22 protein-coding genes and 5 pseudogenes are annotated in these 21,914 nt (G+C 49.6%); 3 read left to right on the forward strand and 24 right to left on the reverse strand.

The genetic code is table 11. From position 1 onward, the window contains the following. The first annotated feature begins 6 nt into the window (after positions 1–6). The gene (locus AC27IT_RS13150; protein ID WP_036623467.1) at positions 7–408 is read left to right on the forward strand and encodes a hypothetical protein; all 402 of its coding nucleotides are present in this window, start codon (positions 7–9) and stop codon (positions 406–408) included. A gap of 64 nt (positions 409–472) precedes the next feature. On the opposite strand, the gene AC27IT_RS13155 is transcribed toward AC27IT_RS13150, so the two are convergent. The 6 genes and pseudogenes from AC27IT_RS13155 to AC27IT_RS13180 form a co-directional block, all read right to left on the reverse strand. Next, positions 473–649 carry a WCX domain-containing protein gene (locus AC27IT_RS13155; protein WP_240534143.1) on the reverse strand — a complete coding sequence of 59 codons (177 nt, stop codon included), beginning with the start codon at positions 647–649 and terminating at the stop codon, positions 473–475. Between the two features lie 52 nt (positions 650–701). After that, positions 702–1,448 carry a type I methionyl aminopeptidase gene (gene map, locus AC27IT_RS13160; RefSeq protein ID WP_036623469.1) on the reverse strand — a complete coding sequence of 249 codons (747 nt, stop codon included), beginning with the start codon at positions 1,446–1,448 and terminating at the stop codon, positions 702–704. Between the two features lie 7 nt (positions 1,449–1,455). Continuing rightward, positions 1,456–2,040 (reverse strand): TetR/AcrR family transcriptional regulator, encoded by a 585-nt coding sequence (locus tag AC27IT_RS13165; protein WP_036623471.1) that lies wholly within the window; start codon positions 2,038–2,040, stop codon positions 1,456–1,458. Between the two features lie 248 nt (positions 2,041–2,288). Beyond that, positions 2,289–2,411, reverse strand: a pseudogene (locus tag AC27IT_RS13170) (DJ-1/PfpI family protein); the annotation flags it as partial. A 17-nt stretch (positions 2,412–2,428) separates the two neighbouring features. Continuing rightward, a pseudogene (locus AC27IT_RS13175) lies at positions 2,429–2,597 on the reverse strand (IS5/IS1182 family transposase); the annotation flags it as partial. Positions 2,598–2,624: 27 nt separating this feature from the next. Next, positions 2,625–3,055 (reverse strand): annotated as a pseudogene (locus tag AC27IT_RS13180) (transposase); the annotation flags it as partial. A 394-nt stretch (positions 3,056–3,449) separates the two neighbouring features. Here AC27IT_RS13180 and AC27IT_RS13185 point away from each other — a divergent pair. Further along, positions 3,450–4,807 (forward strand): annotated as a pseudogene (locus tag AC27IT_RS13185) (IS4 family transposase). A 459-nt stretch (positions 4,808–5,266) separates the two neighbouring features. On the opposite strand, the gene AC27IT_RS13190 reads toward AC27IT_RS13185, so the two are convergent. From AC27IT_RS13190 to AC27IT_RS13215, 6 genes and pseudogenes are all read right to left on the reverse strand, one after another. Further along, complete coding sequence (locus AC27IT_RS13190; RefSeq protein ID WP_213509926.1) at positions 5,267–7,447, reverse strand: C40 family peptidase; 2,181 nt, start codon at positions 7,445–7,447, stop codon at positions 5,267–5,269. Positions 7,448–7,472: 25 nt separating this feature from the next. Further along, a pseudogene (locus tag AC27IT_RS13195) lies at positions 7,473–7,880 on the reverse strand (DUF6075 family protein). Between the two features lie 122 nt (positions 7,881–8,002). Continuing rightward, positions 8,003–8,422, reverse strand: coding sequence for an RNA polymerase sigma factor (locus AC27IT_RS13200; protein ID WP_036623475.1), 420 nt, complete (start codon positions 8,420–8,422; stop codon positions 8,003–8,005). A gap of 679 nt (positions 8,423–9,101) precedes the next feature. After that, a complete protein-coding gene (locus AC27IT_RS13205) occupies positions 9,102–11,432 on the reverse strand; it encodes a VirB4-like conjugal transfer ATPase, CD1110 family (protein WP_036623477.1) in 2,331 nt (776 codons plus the stop codon). Further along, on the reverse strand, positions 11,425–11,787 hold the full coding sequence (locus AC27IT_RS13210; protein ID WP_010274537.1) for a PrgI family protein: 363 nt from the start codon (positions 11,785–11,787) through the stop codon (positions 11,425–11,427). Before AC27IT_RS13210 ends, AC27IT_RS13205 begins: the two co-directional genes overlap by 8 nt. Before the next feature lie 29 nt (positions 11,788–11,816). Continuing rightward, a complete protein-coding gene (locus AC27IT_RS13215; protein WP_036623481.1) occupies positions 11,817–12,158 on the reverse strand; it encodes a hypothetical protein in 342 nt (113 codons plus the stop codon). A gap of 380 nt (positions 12,159–12,538) precedes the next feature. On the opposite strand from AC27IT_RS13215, the gene AC27IT_RS13220 reads away from it, so the two are divergent. After that, complete coding sequence (locus tag AC27IT_RS13220; protein WP_036623484.1) at positions 12,539–12,871, forward strand: helix-turn-helix domain-containing protein; 333 nt, start codon at positions 12,539–12,541, stop codon at positions 12,869–12,871. A 41-nt stretch (positions 12,872–12,912) separates the two neighbouring features. Here AC27IT_RS13220 and AC27IT_RS13225 read toward each other — a convergent pair whose 3' ends face one another. The 12 genes from AC27IT_RS13225 to AC27IT_RS13280 all read right to left on the reverse strand — a co-directional run bounded on the left by AC27IT_RS13225 (position 12,913) and on the right by AC27IT_RS13280 (position 21,850). Beyond that, positions 12,913–13,752, reverse strand: a complete 840-nt coding sequence (locus AC27IT_RS13225) for a VirB6/TrbL-like conjugal transfer protein, CD1112 family (RefSeq protein ID WP_227872721.1) — start codon at positions 13,750–13,752, stop codon at positions 12,913–12,915. A gap of 66 nt (positions 13,753–13,818) precedes the next feature. Beyond that, on the reverse strand, positions 13,819–14,118 hold the full coding sequence (locus AC27IT_RS13230) for a glutamyl-tRNA amidotransferase (RefSeq protein WP_036623488.1): 300 nt from the start codon (positions 14,116–14,118) through the stop codon (positions 13,819–13,821). Next, positions 14,118–15,887 carry a VirD4-like conjugal transfer protein, CD1115 family gene (locus tag AC27IT_RS13235; protein WP_036623490.1) on the reverse strand — a complete coding sequence of 590 codons (1,770 nt, stop codon included), beginning with the start codon at positions 15,885–15,887 and terminating at the stop codon, positions 14,118–14,120. Before AC27IT_RS13235 ends, AC27IT_RS13230 begins: the two co-directional genes overlap by 1 nt. Beyond that, positions 15,874–16,065 carry a hypothetical protein gene (locus tag AC27IT_RS13240; RefSeq protein ID WP_007130974.1) on the reverse strand — a complete coding sequence of 64 codons (192 nt, stop codon included), beginning with the start codon at positions 16,063–16,065 and terminating at the stop codon, positions 15,874–15,876. The genes AC27IT_RS13235 and AC27IT_RS13240 overlap by 14 nt, the downstream gene beginning before the upstream one ends. Before the next feature lie 21 nt (positions 16,066–16,086). After that, on the reverse strand, positions 16,087–16,992 hold the full coding sequence (locus tag AC27IT_RS13245; protein WP_036623492.1) for a hypothetical protein: 906 nt from the start codon (positions 16,990–16,992) through the stop codon (positions 16,087–16,089). Then, positions 16,989–17,825 carry a PcfB family protein gene (locus AC27IT_RS13250; RefSeq protein ID WP_007130976.1) on the reverse strand — a complete coding sequence of 279 codons (837 nt, stop codon included), beginning with the start codon at positions 17,823–17,825 and terminating at the stop codon, positions 16,989–16,991. The genes AC27IT_RS13245 and AC27IT_RS13250 overlap by 4 nt, the downstream gene beginning before the upstream one ends. Beyond that, on the reverse strand, positions 17,773–19,179 hold the full coding sequence (locus tag AC27IT_RS13255) for a relaxase/mobilization nuclease domain-containing protein (RefSeq protein WP_036623496.1): 1,407 nt from the start codon (positions 19,177–19,179) through the stop codon (positions 17,773–17,775). Before AC27IT_RS13255 ends, AC27IT_RS13250 begins: the two co-directional genes overlap by 53 nt. 16 nt (positions 19,180–19,195) lie before the next feature. Beyond that, entirely contained in the window at positions 19,196–19,552 is a 357-nt protein-coding gene (locus AC27IT_RS13260) for a plasmid mobilization protein (RefSeq protein ID WP_036623498.1), read from the reverse strand. Positions 19,553–19,816: 264 nt separating this feature from the next. Next, positions 19,817–20,134 (reverse strand): type II toxin-antitoxin system RelE/ParE family toxin, encoded by a 318-nt coding sequence (locus AC27IT_RS13265; protein WP_124331898.1) that lies wholly within the window; start codon positions 20,132–20,134, stop codon positions 19,817–19,819. Further along, on the reverse strand, positions 20,112–20,402 hold the full coding sequence (locus tag AC27IT_RS13270; protein WP_036623502.1) for a type II toxin-antitoxin system Phd/YefM family antitoxin: 291 nt from the start codon (positions 20,400–20,402) through the stop codon (positions 20,112–20,114). Before AC27IT_RS13270 ends, AC27IT_RS13265 begins: the two co-directional genes overlap by 23 nt. Positions 20,403–20,565: 163 nt before the next feature. Next, positions 20,566–21,516, reverse strand: coding sequence for a DUF3991 and TOPRIM domain-containing protein (locus AC27IT_RS13275; RefSeq protein WP_283858648.1), 951 nt, complete (start codon positions 21,514–21,516; stop codon positions 20,566–20,568). 49 nt (positions 21,517–21,565) lie between these two features. Next, on the reverse strand, positions 21,566–21,850 hold the full coding sequence (locus tag AC27IT_RS13280; RefSeq protein WP_062410487.1) for a hypothetical protein: 285 nt from the start codon (positions 21,848–21,850) through the stop codon (positions 21,566–21,568). Positions 21,851–21,914 lie beyond the last annotated feature (64 nt).

Consider the following 21,914-nt stretch of genomic DNA (forward strand, 5'->3'; position numbering starts at 1 on the left):
TTCTGCTTGTTTTTTCCGGGGATTTCACTTTGCTCTTTCGGGGTACTTTTAGTCTACATTACACACTCGATTAGCCGGCTGCCCGAAGCGTTGGATCTTCCTGTCGAACCGCGCTTGCACACGAGTTATCTGCCGCAGGAGATGATTCGTTTTATTGGTCGTACATGGGAGGGGGCGCCTCTTGAGGAGCATCATCTTATTGAATTTTCCCGTTTTTACTACAAAGAGTGGCTTGAGCGGTTGAATCGGCAAAAACCGCGAATTGAACAAACGAAAAAGGCCTTTCGTGACTCCTCCCTTCAGATGGATGAGATCGACCAAGAGGTAAAACGTTTGGATAACAAGTGGGAGCACCTTCATTCGTCTGTTGAAGAAAAAAGGGAAACCTTTAAAAAGGTTATGAAATGAAGCAAATTGAACTGCAGATGATCGGAGAAGCCGGATCTTGACGGGAGATCAGCTGGGGTTCCAATCACGTGCACGATTCATCGTATAACGGGCACATGGTTTGCGCTTCCGCCCGGACCGCGTCCCTCATCTCGGCGGGCATGAGCGCTTTCGCTTGTCTTCCATAACCGAGCACAATGGAGCAAGCGGAGTCGAGCGTATGGAACTCGACCTCCTCCTCGACCCATCCATTGGCAGGCAAAGCTGTGGCAGCCTCCGCAGCCGACCATCCCGTTGGTCGACTACTAATCATTCTATTGCGCCGTCAGGATTTGTGGACCTTCAGCCGTGATGGCGATCGTATGCTCGTATTGGGCGGCAAGCTTACGGTCCAGCGTCCGCGCGGTCCAGCCGTCCGGATCGATTGTCATGTAATAGGTGCCTTCGGTGATCATGGGCTCGATCGTGAACACCATGCCTTCCTTGATGCGGGGGCCTTTGCCGGGATTGCCGATATGCACATAAGTCGGCTCCTCGTGCAGGTCACGACCGATGCCATGGGCGAGAAGGTCGCGCACGACGCCGAAGCCGTGCGACTCCGCATGCCGCTGGATCGCGCTTGTCACGTCACCGAGCCGATTGCCGGGCTGCGCCTGCGCGATGCCGAGGTCAAGGCATTCCTTCGTGACGCGCATCAGCTTCTCGGCCGTAGGCGAGATCTTCCCGACCGCATAGCTCCAGGCCGAATCGCCGAGCCAGCCGTCGAGCTCCGCAACCGTGTCGATCGTCACGATATCGCCTTCCTCAAGTGGCTTATCGCTAGGAAATCCATGCGCGATCACGTCGTTGACGGAGGCGCACGTCGCATATGGATAGCCCTTGTAGCCCTTCTCGTATGGCTTGGCGCCATGCTTCAAAATAATGTCCTCGAATATGCGATCAATCTCGTTCGTCGTGATGCCCGGTTTGATGAGCGGGGCGATCGTGCGATGGCATTCGGCCACCACTTGGCATGCCTTGCGGATGGCCTCAATTTCATGCTTGCTTTTTAGGATAATCATGTTCGTATCAGGACTCCTTCGTAATAGCTTGCATTGCGAGCTGGGCGATTCGATCGACGTCCAACTCGGAAGCGCCCGTATAGTAGCGTAGCCCGCTGCAGCCGACCAGCACGACAAGCATATGGTCGACGCTGTCGTCTTCGCGCCGGGCGATCGATTGAAGCGGGACGTACAAGCGTTCCATGAATCGTCTCTTGACGGGGTGCCGATCCTTCTCAGGCAAGCCTGCATAATGTTCCGCCGCCATTTTGTAGACGAGATATGCGCGGGCATCCGACTGCCACAGCCGGAGCAACGCCTTGCAATACGTCAACAGTTGACTATCATTCGGGCTTCCGCCTCTGATATTCGCCCATTCTGCCAGGGCTTGCTCGCATCGCTCGAAGCCGCTATCCAGCACATCTTCGATTAATAAATGTCGGTTGGGGTAATAATGGTATACCGTGCCGTAACCGAGTTTGGCCTCGCGGGCGACGTCGCGAATATCAAAGCTGCCTCCCGTGCGGAAGTAGGCGTGCGCGGCGGCGTCCAGGATCTGTTCTCTGCGCTGCATGCGGATCAGCTCATTTTGTTCTTTGGTACGGGGGCACATGGACGAATGAACCTCCTTGTTTAGACCTGCAAATTTGTCGATGAAAATATAATAAAGCATGGGGCGAGGAGATGCAAATATTCAGGCGACAGTAGCAGCATTAAGTTCCTCACGGATAACGATCGTTGAACTTTGCTCAGCTGCGAATCTCGAAAAGCGAGCCCCATGTAGAGAAAGGGAGCTCGCTTTTTTAAACGATGATTTTGTCTTTCGTTGTGTCATAAAAGCGAGGCAGCAAGTTGTACAGATTAGGGCGATTTTGGACTCATATTAAAGTCGACCGGCGCAATGCCTTCCGCTCGCCACACCGTGCCTCTTTTCTCGTACTCGAATAACTGTTCTACAGCATTCGCGATTTGGGGCCCTGATTCGGGTTTGCTGAACGATTTTTATCCCGCGCTTCATTCAGCAAATTCAGATCGGTCGGATACGCCACATCCGCCGGGGCGCAGGTGGCGTCCACCAACAGTGTCCCTTGATTCGGTTGTTCTGGCGTTTCCGACGCCGCGGTGGAATCGATGGCCTCATCGGTCTCAAGTTCGGACGCTTCCGGTGGCGCCGCCGATCACGTTGCTTGGATCGTTGTCATCGTCTCTCATTTCCTTCGCGCCCTCGGTGGCGATGATCTCGTTCAGCTCGGCCAGCACGTCCGTCAGACGTTTGCGGAAATGCGTCATCATGGAATGGTGGAACGGCGGCTTCATGACAAATCCGGGCAAACCGATGAAGTATTGCATATAGGGATTCTCGCTGATCGACGCCAGGGTTTCTCTATCGGTCAACTGCATGCGCTCCTGAATGATCAGCGCGCCGAGCCCATCCGCAGGCTGATCGTTTGCTGACCGCGGAAGGTGTCTTTGAAGAAACGACCGTATTTCTGTTCAGCCGCCGCCCACGACACCAACTGAGCCAACTGAACCCAGCGATTCCCTTCATCCAGTTTTCCGCCGAAGGGAAGAAAGAAATCGCCAGGCAGGATCAATTGATTGTCGAGGTGTGCTGTCGTCTTGAACATTTTCATCGCTCCTTCTGCAAGGATTTTGGGCTGTTTTCCGAAGATTCCTTTGCATATGATTTCGACATACAAATCCCGAATCCCTTGTGCTTACTCGACCGAACCCCATAATACTGGAGGTACTCTTCTTTTTCAAAGTTCAATATAATTCATTACAGGAATAGCTCCTAACATTTTTTGTTTTAACAAAAGAGTAAGCGATTACAGTAGGCAACGGAGTTCCTTGATTTTCTTTTATGTTACATAACTCAACTTTTGCACCTAGAAAATCAATGTAAAACCAGTTGTAGAACGGTCTTACGGTCTGTTGAATAGCCAGCTTGCCAAAATAGAAAAACACCACTTCGTTTGGTAAAGTGAGAGTGTCAAGCCATCACTACCAGACAGAACCATCATGATAGACCATCAGCCCGATCTGAATCAACTGCCAAACGAATTAAAGCCTGCTTTTCAAGAACTGAAAGTGATGAAACATCTTCAACAAGCCGGATTCCGTAAGCGATTTGGCTTTAGCTGTGCTCGGCTATTCCAACTCGTCTTTGTCCTTCTGTTTCACCAGAAGAATTGGTTTCGACTGCTCGAGAGCAGCAAGGGCGACTCCTTTCCCGGCAAGGATGCCGTCTATCGTTTCCTCAACCATGCAGGCTTTGCCTGGCGTCGTTTTCTGACGTCGCTCAGCGTCGCGACGGTGCAGAAGGTCAGCGTGCTTACGTCGGCAGATCGGACACCGTCTTCATCGTCGACGATTCCATGTTCGAACGCAACCGCAGCAAAGCCGTTGAGTTGCTGGCCAGGTTCAAAGATCATGCCACCGGCGCTTATTACAAGGGATTTCGTATGCTCACCATGGGATGGTCCGACGGCCATACCTTCCTGCCGCTGGACTTCGCGCTGCTCAGTTCCGGCAAATCTGCCATTAACGGCATGAACGAGAAGATCGACAAACGGACGAACGGGTATAAGCGACGTCAAGAAGCACTCCTGTCGGCTCCGCAGGTGATTGTATCGATGTTGGATCGCGCGCTTGCCGCCGGAGCCACGGCCTCCTATGTCTTGATGGACAGTTGGTTCACGCACGCGCCCCTCATTGGCGAGATCGCCTCCCGCGGGCTCGACGTGATCGGCATGGTCAAGAACGACAATAAGCGTTTCCTTGTTCAAGGCCGGAAGCTGTCGCTCAAAGAACTATACACCGCAGCGTCTCCGGTGCAAAGCAAGAAACGAGGCATCCTTCGTTCGATTCGAACCGAGCTTGCCTCCGGCATACCGGTTCACGTGGTATTCGTCCGTCATCGCACGAAGAAGAACGAATGGCTCGCGGTGCTGACGACGGATCTTTCCCTCTCCGTGGAGGACGTGATCCGTATTTACGGGATCCGCTGGGGCATCGAGGTCTTCTTCAAGTGCACCAAGTCGCTGCTTCGTTTGCAGAAGGAGTTTCAAGGCCGCTCCTATGATTTACTGATCAGCCATACGACGATTGTATTCTCCCGCTATATTTTGCTGGCCTGGCAGCATCGGCAAAGTACGGATGCTCGCTCGTTCGGCGGTCTGTTTTATGTGTTGTGCGACGAAGTTGGCACATTGGACTGGGCCATCGCCTTGCAGCAACTGCTCGATCTGATCAACGAAATCACTACGAAAGCAGGAAAAAAGCTTTCGGCTCTGATTCAACGTCAACTCCAGCAATGGATTGCAACTTTACCCAGCTACATCAAGGCCTGTTTGCCCATTTCATGCTGCGAAAGTTGAGTTACATAACCCTTCCCTCCCATTAAATTTCATAGCTATCAGAAAAAGATACTGAAGCAATATCATGTTGTCTACTATATGATGACGATTGAAATCAGAATATGTAACAGAAGAGATCAAAATTATTATGTTACTATCTTTTCTGATTCTTATGAAGTCGCTTTTTGCGGATTGGATGCCCGTTACAGAACAAACATTGTCATTAGTTTTGAAAAAGAATATTACGTTACCTCGGGCAACACCTACAGAGTGGTGACAACAGCCACTATCAAAGAGAGGAACAGAATTTTAGAAACCGCAACTAGCACCTCGGCCCAAGTAAAATACTAACTATTTATTTGAACCATTAGAAATAGACAATAGTAGCGGTAGAGACAATAATCGTTTATAATGAAATTATAATCCGAAAGCATCGGTCAAAGTAACCTCGGGAGAGTTTTCCCCGGGGTTACTTTGTTTTTAGCTATAAACATTTTGTACGTTCATTTGAAACGGCCGCCCATACAGCACCTGTTGATCGGCGTCAAACAAATTCCGGTAAACCACTTGTCCGCGAGTGGATGAAGCATCGACGACCTTGCCGTTTCCGGCATAGATGCCAACATGGGTAATGTCCATAAACCGACCATTGCTGGCATAGCTCCAAAAGACCAAATCGCCCGGAGCCAAATCTTCAAAACGGATTGTCCACCCGTTATCGACACAATGTCTGGCTTGTTCAGCCGCCGTCCGCGGCAACTGAATGCTCAACTGCCGGTACACCCATTGAACAAGATAACTGCAATCTGTATAGCGGTCTTGCCCGGCCAAAACTTGACTGTATGGATCGCCCAAGCGAGTCAATGCCAAGCGGACAGCTTCACCGCCCCATTCCCCTTTCGGCAGATCGTGATAAACGATTTCAAGCTGCTCAGTCGTTAACCCAACATCCATATCTTTACCGAGAAGCGCGAACATGAGCGGGCGGAACTCCGCCGACAACATTTCATGCATGATCTCTCTTTGTTCGATTGTAAAGTCGTAGATGTCGGCCTGCTGCCCAGCAGTATGACTGGCAACTGTAATGTGCAATACCGATTCATACCAGGTTATCGTTTCCTTACTCGTGCTCCCATCTTCATGTTCCACCGTAATCGTTTCCCTGTGTTCAATCGTTTCCACGTAAGAGTCCAGTTGATTCATGTCCCAAAAGACGGAGCGAATCACATCCACCCGAGTGGCGTCCAGTGTGGCTACGTCCATGCCGTTTTCGCTGTCCATTACGGTACGAACCGCAAAGACCGCGATGACGTCCATCCAGTTATCGATGCGAGTATTATCAGCGCTTCCGAGATAATGGATTTCTACACGATCCACTGAGCCTGCATCCCGACGTATGTCCTCCAGTCGGACAGCAAATTCGTTGTCGATGTCTTGTACGATGTCAGAAAGCGGCAATACATCGCTATCCGTATTATCACTGGAGACAAAGATGCCAAAAGGAGATGATACAACCGCAGCAACAGCCATCATGATGCATAGCAAGATGATCACCGTACCGCTAACACCTAAAAGAGCGATCATGCCTTTGGCGAGTACCGCAGTCATTTTCTCCGCTACACGAATCATGCGAATGTTCCATCTGGCAACAGCTTGCAGCCGCTGCTTTGAACGGTGCATGGTCATCAATCGAAAGGCTGCTTTTTGCGCTTCCCTGGCTTTATGTTTCATCCTATCTGTTGGATTATGGACCTGTCCTTTTTCTTGGCTAGACTGATGAATCGGTTTTACTGAATGGGAAAGCACCTTGATGACTTTGCCGCCCGTTTTGACACGCCCGGATACACCTGCATGCGGCTTCACCAGCTTATGAGCGGAAGAACGAACGGGGGCGGGATTTCGTTTCCTCCCGATTGTCATTTCGCCGGGTTGTAGACTCGAACGTTTGTCACGAGAACGCACGGTAGTCTTGAATAGGGTGTTCGTGGTCGTGACACGCTTCTCGACAGGTTTTGACATCGGGTTTGACTGGGTTTCACTTTTAGCTTGAGCTTGGGGTTGTTGAGCTTGTTTCCGACTGACAATCCTGGCCCGCACCATTCGATGAATATAGCGTTGCTTCCCTATCACTGTTTCGGAAAACAAAGGATATTTCCCGCCAACAGGCTTCCGCAAACGCAATGGACGCTTGGTTTGGGAAAATGAATGTACAGCCTGACGATTATCTCTTCCTTGTATGGCACCTGTTGAATGGGCGGACAGCGCTTGTTGTTTATCAGAAACAACCGAACGTTTGCTCACTTGAATGCCGCTTCGCTTACGTGAACGCCGACCGCTCGCCGTTTCCCCCGATTGCTGAGGCATGGTTTCTTTCTCCTTCGCCGTCCCTATCAAGCGCTCCCGTTTTTTCCGAAGAAGACGAATTGCTCCTTTGCTCACACCTGGAATGATGCGCATCCCCTTGCGCAGCGTGGTTTTTGCCGCCCTCACGGATTGATTTTGCGCGTACACCACAGAGGAACCTGTAGATTCCGAATCATGGCGATTAGATGACTTATGTTTGGAACGTACATCGACAGACTTTGCTTTTGCCATCAAGTTGGAGAAGCGATCCAGCTTCTTAATGTTCTTCACCCGTGTCCTTGTCTTTATATCCTTCATCAAAGTTGCCCTCCTGGCATATCCATTAACGGGTTGGACCGTTCATACGTTGGGGAACCCGGTCATGGCTCCTGCAATATTCCGGATAACGCAAGCGAATCGCCTCAAAGAAATAAGGCGCATAACGACAATCAAACAACTCGTGCGGCGTGGAATCCCGTTCCTGCTGTTCTTCTGCCCATCCGTTCCACAGATTAAAGGCCAAGCGGCTTGCTCGAAGGGAAGTACCTGTTTGCTAGGAAGCCTTTAAACCTTTCGGTCGGATGCTGTCGTTTGAAAAGTCAAACAAGTCCTGAACATGCGTCCTCGTTTCTCGCGTCAAGCCTAACGTGTAAAACAACGCACGATGATAGACATCTTGGCGATAAAAACGGCTCAGCATATCGCTGTAAAACTTTTCGTGTTCTACATCACGAAACATACCGGGAAACATAACTTTGGCACTCCTTTCATAGTAGGCGACGATTAGTCATATAACCGCCAATCGTCGCCTTGAACATCACCCTCTAATAGCCCTTTCATTTTGGGAATAAAATCGGACCCTATGATTCAAAATCACTTATTCCCGAGAATTTGCTTCAACTTCTTCAGCCCGCTTTCGATGGACTTGCGTACAGCCTTTTCATCCACCTGCTCTACACGAGCGATAGCGACCTTACTCATCCCTAAAAAATAATGTGAGTAAATACGTCGAAACGACTTTTTCGGTAATCGACACATCGCTGCGTAAAGCTCTCTTCGAAAGGCCATTTCTTCATACTCTGTTTCAGTAGAACGAGAAGGAAACAGAATATCGTTTTCGATGCCATCGTTTCGATCCAGAGAGTAATATGCCCGATGACGATGAGCGCGCAATTTATAAGCGCTTTCAAGCAACTCGAAACGTCGCATCTCCTGTACGATCTCCTCATCCACCTTGATCCAGACATCCGTTTGATAGAAAGGATACATATCGCGAAGATTGATTTTTTTCACTCTCATCCCTCTCCCTTGTTTTGATTGCCAAGCAAGCCAAAACAAGGAGGAGGCGAACGGCAGCCTGTGTCGCCTTTAAACTTAATGCGTAATAAAGGAAAACAAAAAAGACCCTTCGAAAGTACACACAAAGGGTTCGAATATTGATCCACTGAACGTGCAACACCATTCCGCAAGCATGGCAATCCTGTCAGCGGCACATCTTCAATGAGCCTGATAGCGAATTTAGTTAGGGCCTGTTCTCTGGCAGCACGAGCTGCACGCGACTTGATATTAACCAACAATATCAACTCCCGCTCTCATGGCAACACCATGATGAGAAGCAAGCCCTGTTGTTCAGTTATGTATGCAGATTAGGTGCTACCATCCGTATTTTGAAAGACCGATAATGAAACAACTCCTCTCAATGGGAAACAGACTAACCCGACAGTCGTAGGACTAGAGTAATTTAAATAGTCTTGTAGTCGTGCGCTAGCGATAGAATAGTAAAATATACCTTTACTCTTCATATTAAGCCCTGGTCAATTCTTTTTCTGCACGCCGGAATGACTTCCATCTCCAATTAACCATCACTCAATTAGCCAGCAAGTACCACTTGTCTCAGACGGCTGTGACCAGTCGAATCTACATACCTTGGCAAGCAGCTGATGAAGCATCTCATCAGCCGCTTGCCAAGGGTTTACAGCGATTCTCCCGGCTTCGTGGTCATCAAACGGTAAAGTTTTGTATGCCGTGGAAAGCTATCTGTAAATGGCACGAGAGAACTGCCGACCTTTAACAGCCCATTCCCGGCATCGACGTTTGTAATATAAGAAAGCTGGAGATCCGAAATATTAAGCAGTTCCGCCAACTCCTTGCGATCCGTACTGGCCTGATTCAGCATCACGATAAATTCGCTATTGGCCAGCATCGTTCGGGCCGTATGACTTTGCAACAAATCATCCACGTTTTGCGTAATCCCCGTACAAAAAGCGCCATACTTTCGGACACGTTTCCATAACGTGAACAAAAAGTTGGCGCTGTACTCGTGTTGGAAAAGCAGATAAATTTCATCGATGAAGATAAACGTGTTTTTCCCCTTGGCGCGATTTTGTGTAATTCGATTCAGAATGCTGTCCAATACAACCAGCATGCCAATCGGCAACAGTTGCTTGCCCAAATCCAAAATATCATAGCAGATCAGCCGGTTATGAACGTTGACGTTAGTCGGCTGGGCGAACGTATTCAAGCTGCCAGCGGTAAACAGTTCAATCGCCAGCGCGATGTCCTGCGCCTCCGGCTCGGATTGCTTGAGCAGTTCCGCTCGAAAATCCTGTAAGGTAGGCGGTTGCCCTTTGTAATTGCTTTGCAGATATTTTCGATACACACTGGCCGTGCAACGGTCAATAATCGACTTTTCCTTCGCTCCCAACTGATAACCGCCGATCAGTTGCTCGCATAACGAAAGAACAAATTCGGATTTTAAAATGATCGGATTTGCTCCGTCACCGTATTGCCGGTTTATATCCATCGCATTGATATGATTAGGTGACGTGGCCGAGATATGAATGGTCTCTCCGCCTAGCGCTTCTACTAGGGCGGAATATTCACGTTCCGGGTCAATCAGAATAATGTCATCGCCGCTGGCCAGTATTTGATTGACGATTTCTCTTTTTGCCGTAAAGCTTTTTCCGGAGCCCGATACCCCCAAAATAAAGCTGTTTCCATTGAGCAACTGCTTGCGATTGGCAATGAGCATATTTTTACTGATGACGTTTTGTCCGTAGTAAATACCGCCTTCATGCATGATTTCCTGCGCCCGAAACGGGATAAACACCGCTGTGCTTTCTGTCGTCAACGTTCTCAAAGCATGTACTTTCCGTAAACCATAAGGCAACACGGTATTTAGACCGTCCATCTGCTGGTACATAAGAGGCGAGAATTGACACAGATGTTTGCGGGCCGTCGTCAATATCGCTTCGGTATCGTTGTCGAGTTGCTCCTTGCTTTCAGCCACATGCACCATCGTCAATAAGCCAAACATCATGCGTTGGTCGCGAGTCGTCAGGTCATCCAGAAATTCCTTGCTCTCTTTTCGCTGCTGCTCCATGTCATACGGGATAACGGCGGAGAAGTTGTTGTTATTGTTTTGCCGCCGCTGCCAGTTCGTAATATTCGTCTCTACGCCCAACAAACGGTTTTCGATTTCGCGAACCGCCTCATCCGTTGGTATCGGAATGATGTCAAGGGACAGAAATAGGTTGCGGTGCAGGTCGCAAAGCTCGGATACCATACTGTCCTTGATATAGCTGGCATACTCACGCAGGAAGATGACCCGACCATAAAGCTTCCCCATCCGAAAATGATCCTTTTCAAACTCAAACGTATCCGGACAAATATAATCTTTGAAATCATGTCCTTTGCGCATCGTTTCCGACAAGTCGAAACGAAAGTCCGTTTCCTCTCCCTGGCGGAAGAAATGGTGAAAAATACGCAGCCGCTCAGTGGCGTTCAGTTCCGTACATTTGGAGCCGAGACGAGAAAAATGGGCGATCAGATCGGTCCCAACTCGAGAAAAATAATGCCGGGCTTCTTCGATATTGGGTTTGGCAATGGATATCGTTATATACTTCTCTTGAATCGTACCGTTGGCCCCAACGGATTTTTCCAGCAGCATCTGATTATACTCTTGTCGATATTCGTCCAGCTCATCTTGCTGAAGCGGAATGAAGACCGAACTTTCAAAATCCGCTCGATTCAGCCTCCGGTTATGGATGGTGATTTTCGTTGTCGCCCCGCTATCAAAGGAATTGAGCAATTCGGAATACGACAGGAACATCGCTTCCTTATCTTCGCGGGAGGCGACGGAATAATTGATGTCCTCGAAGCGATACGTCTTGGAAAACTTGTTGCCAACTAAAAAAATCCCGTCCGCCCAAATAGAGCGAATCGGGATCACTTGTTGTACGCCTTTCGGTATAACAAATCGTTCCTTATCCTGCTTGATGATACGACTTAACGTCTTAATCATGGCGCTTCATTCCTTTTTCATACTGCTCTATGGTCTTGCTTAACGCCGCCGCATACGTGTTCGTCGAGTGGAAGACTAAGCGCCGCGGCATTAAAAATTCCGATTTGATATACGCCCATAGCAATTGCTCGGCATTCATACCGTGGTACCGGATAAAGCCCAGGGCTGCGAAGGGGGCCGCACCTAAGACGCATACCCAACTGAGTGTCTCAATGCCGAAACGACTGCGCATCATAAAGTACAGCGCTATCGCCACACCTACGGCCAAAACAGAAAAAAAGAACTGTCGCAAGGACAGTCCAAAAAAGATGCTTTCCGTATATTCCCGGATCTCCCGGTTGATTTTCACTTCCACATGTCATCCCTCCCAATTGCTTCCTGTTCTTACGGCTTCGCCTTCGCTTGGCCCTTTTCGTGACTGAATGTAACCGGCGTTTCATGTGGCGGCAAAGCGGAATGATTCAGTAAAGCAGTGGCAAGTTGTATGCCATCTGTCAATCCCTGCATGTACAGCCGTTCATTCATCATGGCTTGCTTGAGAATATACTTGTCCTCCCAGTCTTCAAACTCAGGTGTTTGAGCCATGATCAGCCCCGAAAATATAGTGTGAAACGCCTCATCTTCTTCATCCCTAATTTTTTTCAGCTCTGGATGATGTTCGATTTGTGCCGAAACCTCATCCAATCGCCTTTGAATGGCTCCTCGGAACCACGTTGGAAATCCCATGACCTTGCCCCTTTCATCCCTCTTTTACCGTATCGGTTGCCTATCCTTGGCCTTCATTCGTTGATATTGCACCATCAACTCGTCTACCCTCCTACTCTGTTCCTGAACCTCTTGATTGTCGGATAAAGGAATCGATTGCATCAACGACTTTTCGCCAAGCTCGTTTAATTTTTGCCTCTCTTTCTCCAGTTTTCTTACTAGATCATCCACTCATTTGCACTCCTCTTCCTCATTCTGTGTGCAACTCTATCATGAAGCATTAGCATGTTGTCATCGGAAAAACTACCCTGATAGTACTTTTTAAACTCATTTCAGTCAATTATGTGCTCCTCCATAATAGGAGTTATAAACTGAACCTGATTGTAAAGGGGTGACCAATGATGAGTGTGTACGATAGAAAGAAGGTAGGTCAGCGCATTCGGAAACAGCGAGAAGCTTTGGATATCTCGCGAGAACAAATGGCCGAGTATATTGGGAGAGTCCCCAGATTCTGTGCCGATATTGAACGCGGACAAGCCGGCATGTCCATTGAAACCATGCTTCGTATTTGTACCCTGCTGAAACTATCCCCAAATGAGTTGTTGCTGGAGCAAGAGACAAATAGCAAAAGCAATGATACCGAACTGATTTTAGCTGCACTAAACCAATGTACTGAAAAGCAACGAAACGATGCCCTGGCGCTTTTGAGGCTCTTTTTGGCAGCCATCCGGTAATACTCCCCGAACTGCCTTCCCTCCCGTCAGCATGCCTTCGATTACAGCCCCATCATCTCCCGCACGATCCGATCCGCCATTTTCACCATGCCGACGAGAACCAGCATGTTGAAAATCAGTTCGCCAATGTACGTCCAGACCATGGTCACCGCCTGTGCGCCTTCGTTCACGACCGATGGCGCGGTAGCAAATGCCGAAAAAACAATGCAAGCCAGCACAATGATCGCCCCTTCTAAACAAACGGCGGCATATCCCTTTAAAAAGGACCTGCCGATGGATTGGGTCGGCTCCCCAGCAAACGATGAGAGGGGGACAGGAGCAATGGCTGTGTAAATATAGAGACGAAAAAAACGGCCGTAAACAGAGAGAATCATAATAAACGATAAAACGGTGATGAACAGGCTGCCTAGCAGCGTTACCACCCACAGCGGAATGCTTTGCCAGAAGCCCACATCTTGAATCGCTTGGACAATCGTATCCGGCAGTGTCATCATGTCCGATGAACCAAATCCCGACCGGCCAATCATGGCGGCAATGATGCCCTGTACAATCGAAAATAGCGCCATCATCAATTCCAGACCATACGTGACCGCCGCCTTGGCCAAAATAAATCGAACAAATAACTTCACGGCAACCTCCGGTCGTTTCATTTCCGCAAAGTTACCGGTCGTTTTCATCACGCCAATCACAAAAAACAATACCAGCAAGGCCAATCCCGTAGCTTGCAACGCACCGTGAATATCTAAGATGACGCGCCATATACCACCGCCTTTAAAATCCGCCGGCGACTCGGTGACCAACTCCCAAATCTCCGACATTTTATCATTCCAGGTCTCTAATGCATTTTCGAGATTGTCGATGATCCAACTGTTCTTAGACACATTCACCCTCCCCCCAGATTCGGGGAACAAACCGCTGGCTTATTCCCCGAATGCGAATACCCGTACTTATCCGGCAATCAGGTTGAGAATTTCCTTCGTAAAGGTAATGACCACGCCACCGGCGAGTGTTAAGAACCCGTTAGCTCTTTGGGTAGGGTCGTGAGACTTGAAAGACAAACCAATCTGCACAATGCCAAAACCCAAAATAATCATGCCCACAGCCCGGATCAGGCCAAAAATAAAATCAGACAAATTATTCACGGTAGTCATCGGATCATTCGCGTATGCAGGTGTAGCAAAGCTCCCCACCAGCACGCAAACCATGTACAGCGTCATCCATCGTTTCCATCGATGTTTCACGTTCATCATTCCTTTCCTAAAAATAATGACTCCACTTCATCCTCTGCCAACAGCTCGTAATCTCCGTCTTCATGAAGCTGCACCGATAACCAGTCGATGGCATAATCCGTACCTCCATGCTGGAACGGCGAAGCCTGACCATCCGTTGTAAGCTCGATGTTCGGATGCCGCAGCAAATCATACTTGTCATCCTGTATCGGTCGTTCTCCACGAATAAAGAGCAGGGCATAGCGGTTATCCAACATCCGCACTTCGTCCGGGGTCAACAATTCTCTTCCCGAATGCTGGTAATTGATCGAATAGTTACCGCTGCGCCCCTTGCTCTCACCATAGGTGTTGGTGTCAATCGTTTCCTTGCCGAGCAGTTCCGACACATATTTGTGTGTGGATTGTTCATTGCCTCCCAAGTACAAAAACACATCGCAGTTGCCGACAATCGACTCCCAGGCATCCTTGTACAACGCTTTAAGTTGCGCCAGGTTTTGAAGGATAATCGACACCGAAATTTCCCGACTCCGCATGGTCGACAGCAGCTTGTCAAATTCATCTGGCAACGCCACATTGGCAAACTCGTCCATTACAAAATGAACATGCGTAGGCAGCCTCCCACCATGCCGGTAATCCGCTTCATACATGAGCGATTGAAAAAGCTGCGTGTACAGCATGCCGACGATGAAGTTAAAGCTGCTGTCGTTGTCGGGGATGACGGCAAACAAGGCAGTTTTTTTCGTACCCATGCGGGGCAAGTCCAATTCATCCACCGTACTCATGCCCGCGATGCTGGTCAGATTAAACTTCTCCAGCCGTACGCCAAGCCCGATCAAAATGGATTTGGCCGTTTTTCCGGCAGCCAATTTGAAAATGTTGTACTGTTTGACCGCCAAATGCTCCGGGTCGCGCATCTCCAACCGCTCGAACAACTCGTCCAGCGGACTCTGATAGGTCTCATCTTCCTCCCGCACTTCCGCCGCGGCGATCATTTCCATAATCATCGGAAAGTTTTGTTCCTCCGGCGGCGCTTCATAAAGCAAGTACAACATAAGCGCCTCCAGCAGCGCTGTTTCCGAACGCTCCCAGAAGGGATCGTTCGTGTTGCTGTTTTTGGGTGTCGTATTGCGAATCAGGTTGGTCACCAATTTCAAGACATCCTTGTCGTCCTGCAAATAGACAAACGGGTTATAGCCATGCGAACGATGCGGGTGAATCAGGTCCAGCACTTTGATGTCATAGCCTTTGGCTTTAAGCAGATGACCGGTGTCCCGCAATATTTCCCCCTTTGGGTCCAGAACGACATAAGAGGTCGAGGCTTGCATCACATTCGGCTTAGCATAGAACCGTGTTTTGCCCGCGCCGGAGCCGCCGACAACCAACACGTTCAGGTTCCGGCGATGCTTGCGGCCATCCAGACCGATTTTGACCCGCTGCGTCAAAATTTTGTTTTGTTCCGTCCGTCTGTCTCGATACTTGGCATTGACGGTTTTCGCTCGGCCCCAGCGGGCGCTGCCGTGCTCTTCCCGCCGACGATAATTCCGTGGTGTCGCCAAATAAACCCCAGCGCAAAGCCCATAGATCAGCGCAAAAATCAACAAGCAGCGGGGCGTATCGTCCACCCACTCTATGTTAAGCGGCTGGCGCATCGCCGTGCTGAGATGGACCAACATACTCGGCAATCCTTCTGACCATGCGGGAGCAACCAACAGTGCCAACCAGATGACGGGAATAAAAAAAGCCGCAAAGAGTATCAAATTACTCCTTGCGGCTTCATCGCGTTTCATAATGCCTCCAGCGCTTTTTATTTAGAAGTGGGGCATCAATCATTTTTAACAATAAATCATCCACGGCATCCGTCGGTCGTTTCTCACCGATTAAGTCATTTCGTAACGCATTCAGCGCATGGACGACTATCCCGTGCTCATAATGATTCAAAGACAAGATTCGTTCCTGTTTTTTCATAGCACTCCCTCCAGACAAAACTTAGCGAACCGGATCGTATCGTTTAGGCTGGCGCTGTTGTGACAGGTTCCGGTTCATTCTCTGGGATGTTTGTTGAAAAGCTTCCTTCATGAGCGTCAACTCGGCACGAACTTGCTGCGGTTCCAACCCGTTCCACTTCTCCGGCGCTCGATCAAAGCGGAAGGTGTCGGTTGCAACACCAAATTGCCTGCACAACATATAAGAAGCGGAGTAGGCAACAAACTCGTTATCTGAGCGGTTGTACCGTCCATCGCCACGATCCAGTTCAGCATGTGTCAGTTCTTGGGCAAGCGCTCGAAAAATATCGCCGGCCTCAAGCCCGCGACGAATGGTAATGTTTTTTGTATCTGGCTGATAGAACGCGTGCTTTACCGATGGCAACGCATCACCAATGCCAATCGGAACAGGGGCGAGGTCAATTAACGCTTTAATACGGGCGCGATCATCCGGGAATGCCGGTTCTTCCCGTTTCAACGCGGCGGTCGTTTGCGCAATATCAAACATCTTTTTCGGATTGTAGCTGATACCGGTGCTGCCATCCTGCTTTTGATAGGTTTCGTCCGGTTCCAGAATGTAAAACCCTGTTTCCTTTCGACGAATGAATACCCCTTGTTCCTTCCATGTGTCAAAATCGGCAATGCGAGTCGCGTTTGGCCGCTGCGCCAGAATCAGCAACGCATTGGCCACGCTATAGCGGTCAAAGCGGCTCTGGACATCCAAATATTGCTGGAACGCCTCACCGTTCTGCATCACCGACAAGGTGGTGGCATCAATCGTATCATATGTCCATTGCCGCAGCTCCTGTTTCTTTTGCACCCATGCTTCTTTATCGAAGGATGGTTCGGTTGTACGGAAAGAAGAGGAAGCCGCAGCATCCTGTCGGAATAAATCATCCAGTTCGCTCATTTGGCTTTCCCTCGCTTTCGTCCTTTTGCTTTGTTGGCTTGTTGTTTATCGGCGGCTATCCGCTCCTTTCGAGACGGCAACGGTTCCGCTTGTTCCCGCGGCTGTCTGTCTTTCTCCCATATCCTTTGCTGCCGGTTCTCTTCGCGTATTTCCCGCAATAATTGACGGACGGACACTCGCTCCGGCTCTTGACGAGAAGGTGGATCAGTATCCCTTGCGGTAACCTCGTTGCGCTCGAAGGTATTCTCGGACGGATGGGACGTTTCCGCCGGTTCCTTCTCCGCTGTTGAATGGTCGTCCTCCGATGGAGTCGGCTCCGGCAGTTCGGACTTTCCCATCAATTCATCCAACAAGTCGTCCGTATTCCTTTCTTCTGCGATTTCCTTCGACAGCTCTTGTTCCTGAACTTGCTCGTGACCTGGTTCATGTCCTTGTTCCACAGCAGGAGCTTCGGACATTCCATTGGATTTTTCAATTTCACTCTTAATTTTGGCGGTATCCACAGTGGCCAAGTGGAAACGCTCCACGATCCGATTGATTTTGGACGCATCCTCCGCCCGGACCATCACATCGCACATCCCGTCCACGTTCTTTTTGTCGCGCAAAGCACAGTACAACACGCCATACCGCTTGGCTTCCTTGCAGAAGGTTGCCAGGTCTTCGTTCTTGACCGCAAATACCTTTAATTCTTTCCCACTGCGCAGCAAACTCTCCAACCGGATGCTGCCCTTTGTTCGTTTTTGTCCTTGCAAGGCCGCAAACAAATATACCGCCAAATGCTTAGCGCCTTCGCCGGAAATCTTGGCCATGACTTCGATGCTTTTCAAGCTCATGTTGACAACCTGATTGGCGGCTTCCGTTTCGGTACTCATCGAAAATTTCCTCCTTTCGATCCTGTGCGCCACTTCTGTTTAACGTCTCTCGTAATTCTCCTGATCGCTCCAAAATGCCTTGAACCAGCTTCACCTCCTTTCGAAGCGAGGCAAGCCGTTTAGAACAAACAGCAATTTGCGTTTTGTATTGTTCTCGCTGGCCAGCATCCTTGCAGCGGCGAATTCGGTTGTACAACGACTTGCGCTTCAGGTGCAGGGATTGGATCTGTTCCTCCAACCTGTCACGGAAAGCGAGAAGCTCCTCTTGATGGGTGAGGCGATACTTGCATAGCAGCTTGGTTTGCTCCATCAATACCGACAAGTGTCTCAAATCCTCCCGAAGTCTAAAGGATGGCTTTTTGACAGGCTTTCGTTTTCTAGGAAGCACACCCATTTCAAACAAGTAGCGGATATATAAAGCTTGCAAGCCGCGCAATTTGCGACCAGACCGAACATGGCTCTTACACATGGCACGTCGTCTGCGGACATGGGATGGCCTTTCCCGTTCAGGTATTCGGTTTCGCAATATTCGCTGCTTGATCGCTTCCTCGGTATAGCCATCGCCTAGACTGCGCAAACGGACAAAGCGTGTCTTTCCAGGCGGCCGTATCGCCATATGTTTAACCGCCGTTTTTAGCTCATAACCTTGCTTTTGTAAATGGGCAAAAAACTGTGTCATCGTCATGGAAGATGCAATAGCCTGATCGATGTCCTGCCGGATTAGCCCTCTCCATGTTGGCTTTCGCTCACGTTCCGCTTTCCATTCTCCATAATGCTTGGCTTTGCTCGGTTCGGGATGCTCAATCACCGATAGCGCATGTTCCTGGCAAAGCCGGTCGGATGTCTGCCTCAGCAGAGCATAGGAAGCTTTGTTGTCGTAATACCGTTTCCCATCCACAAAGGAGACCGAGTTTAACACAAAGTGATTGTGCACATGCTGTTTATCCAAATGGGTCGATACGACGACTTCAAAGCGCTCCCCCCACAACTCCTGCGCTAACTTAACACCGATGGTATGAGCGATTTGCGGCGTTGTCTCCCCCGGCGCAAACGCTTGATAGGCGTGAAAGGCCAAAATGCCGTCCGTCTTAAAAAACCGCCGCTTCGTCCGCTGCATCTGCTCATAAGCCGTTAACGGATCGCAGTTGACACCGCTGACATATAGTTGCTTCTCCGTTTTGGCATCCGCCTGTGTATAAGCGAGTACCTGCTCCAAACCACCTTCGCTACGTTCTGCTGTCTTGTCAGGATTTGCGGCGTAATCCAGCACCCGCTTAAGCCTGTCGGTCACCCCCCAGATTGCGGTCGTTGCCACGTGAAATCCCCCCCCCTTACGGCGGATGCACATTTGGATGCACTGGTGGTCTTCGTTCCGGTTCGGTTACAGCCTGTTGAATCTGCTGGACTGCGTGACGTAAGCGGTCGGCTTCCACCTGAAATGCAGCCCGTTCCAGATGTCCAGTCGTATGGGCCTTCACAGTGAGTTGATTCAGGTTATTCCCAATAGCGTTCAGTTCACGCATCATCGCGTAATAATCCAGGGGCGGTAGCGGTTTGGGAATATACCCATTGATCAATGCCCGAATGTACGCTTCCCGAGAAAGTCCCGTTTTTTTCACTTCTGTCATAAGGCGAGCATGCTCGCTTTCATTTAAGCGAACCAGAAAAGAGATTGGTCGTTTCCTCATTTGCATCACCCCTTTCCGAACATGAGCTTCCGACAGAAAATCTCATCGCCGCGGATCAAATCGAGCATCAAACAATTGCATCGTGCGAACGGGGTCTTAGGGGCTGTGCCACTAACAAGCGAATTTGGATATCCAAATTCAGTGCTTGCTGCAACACGAGACATCCGTCTCGCGTCGCCTTCAAGCACCTGCCGGGAAAAAGAGAGGACCCCAAAAACACAAAAAGACGCCGATTCGCTCAGCGTCTTCCTCAGAACTTTTTTGTTATCGCACCAACCAGCGGTAATCCTGGCGGCAGTCTACAATGAAATCGACATACACGATTTCATCCTGAATCTGATACAACACCAGATACCATTTTTCCACGAACATCTTGTGATACTTGTTTGACGGAATAAATTCAGCTTCCAGAAAAGGATAGCGTTCCGGCATTTTCGCCAAGGAACGTATCGCTTGCAGCAATTCGTTTTTCGTTTTTCGCGCCGCATCCGGATTTTTTTCCGCAAGGAATCGCACATGAACCGCCAGCATTTGGCGGGCGCGATCGGAAACGATGATCTTATAACGGGGCATCTTTTCCATGCTGAACCTCGTCTATAATGCCCTCCAGGTAAGCGTCCAGTTCATCCGGCGTCACACCAACACGGCCCGCCAAACGATCCTCTTGCACAGCGAGCAGTTCTTCGCGCAGCTTTAACATCTTCTCGCGACGGGAAAACGTCTCAATGTCCATCACGACGAGATCGCCTTCACCGTTCTTGGTCAGATACACCGGTTCCCCGGACGATTTGCATAGATCGGCGATTTCATTATAGTTTTGCCGGATACTGGCGGAAGGCTTGATAATCATCTTGGTCACTCCTTGATAGCTGTATATTGATTTTATTATACCTATTACATGCTATACAATCAATGCAGTTGCGCTTATCCTCAATCTATTCACATCTTATCCACATGCTGCGAAAATTTTCCGTAACCCATAAAAAAAGACACCAACCGTTCAGCGTCTACCGCTATCGGGATGGTTCACCGCGTCTTCTTCGGAATTCCATCAATTCGTTGTTTACATCCTTTCCGAACTTAGGCGGCTCATCGGATATGAGAAGGGCGGGGGAGAGGAGCCTCTGTATCGTGGCTGCCGCCAATCGCCCCGGCTCATCATTATCCAGGTGCAGAACAAGTCGATTTACTTGGGGAAAGCACTGCAAGTAATGCGTTAGGGCAGACGGGGGAGTAGAGTCCTCCCCATTTGTCCTGGGCCTGTATATTCCGGCCAGCGACAGCTTATGCGCCTGCCGCCAATCCCGGCCGGCGAGATGTTTCAGCGTACAGTAGGATAAGAGATCAATGGCGCTCTCAAACAGATGCAGTTCCGTACTGTTTTCCGAGGCCGGAATGGAAAATGAATACCGCTTGTCGCTTCCAGCGGCTTCCCCCATATAACGAGTGCTTGTCGTACCGCGTATCGCCGCATAGCGCGGCGTTCCTTGCTGATCGAAACCGACGAATACCGCGTTGTGATAGCGGCGGCTTTCATACAAACGCCCCGTTTCGAGACAGTAGTCGATCAACGTGCGATGGATACCACGTTTGCTGAGATAGGCCATGACGCGATGCGATGTATGATTCGGTTCGGGAAGCTCAAACCGCGCTGGAGATGAGCGTTGTTGCAAAGATTGCGAAAATGCAGGTGCGCTGCCTGGATGAACGCCTTCAATTTGCAGCACCGCATCGGGAAAAGACATGCCCCGCACTTTGATCAAATAGTCCAGCGCCGAGCGTCCGCCGATCCCCCTTGACCACCAGTACCATTTGCCGTTGGAAATTTTCAAGCTGTCGTGTGACCGGGTGGTGTAGACATTGCGAGAGCATCGAACCAGTTCTGCCGGCTCGTGCATATGCAAATATGTGAGCAGGTCCAGTCTTTTGGCACGTTCGATCTGTTCCTTGTTTACATAGCTCATTGCCGCGGCTCCTTTTGGAAATCCAGGCAGCGTCCGATGGGTATATTGTTCATCGTGCCTTACCCCTCTTTTTGGGGTACGTATAAGCTCTGCCTTCCTTCAACTTCGTAACGCCTTTCTTTTTCATGAATGCGTCTAAATCGCCTTCATGAACTTGACTGGTCACCCCGTTTGAGTCGCGGATGTAATAATACGTGTCGCCAAATCCGTTTTTCTCTTTGGATATCAACTCCAACGATGGCACGGTTTCTCCCTCCTCGATCAAGCCGGTTCCGTAACCAAAAGGCGGCAAAATCGGACAAAAGCATCCGCCGCTTGGGATGGCATACAACATGTTCATTCCTCCGGAAATGAGAAAAGGACCCCAAAACCGGAGTCCAATTCATCATGTGATTGAT

It is taken from the genome of Brevibacillus sp. YAE8 (assembly GCF_057543335.1).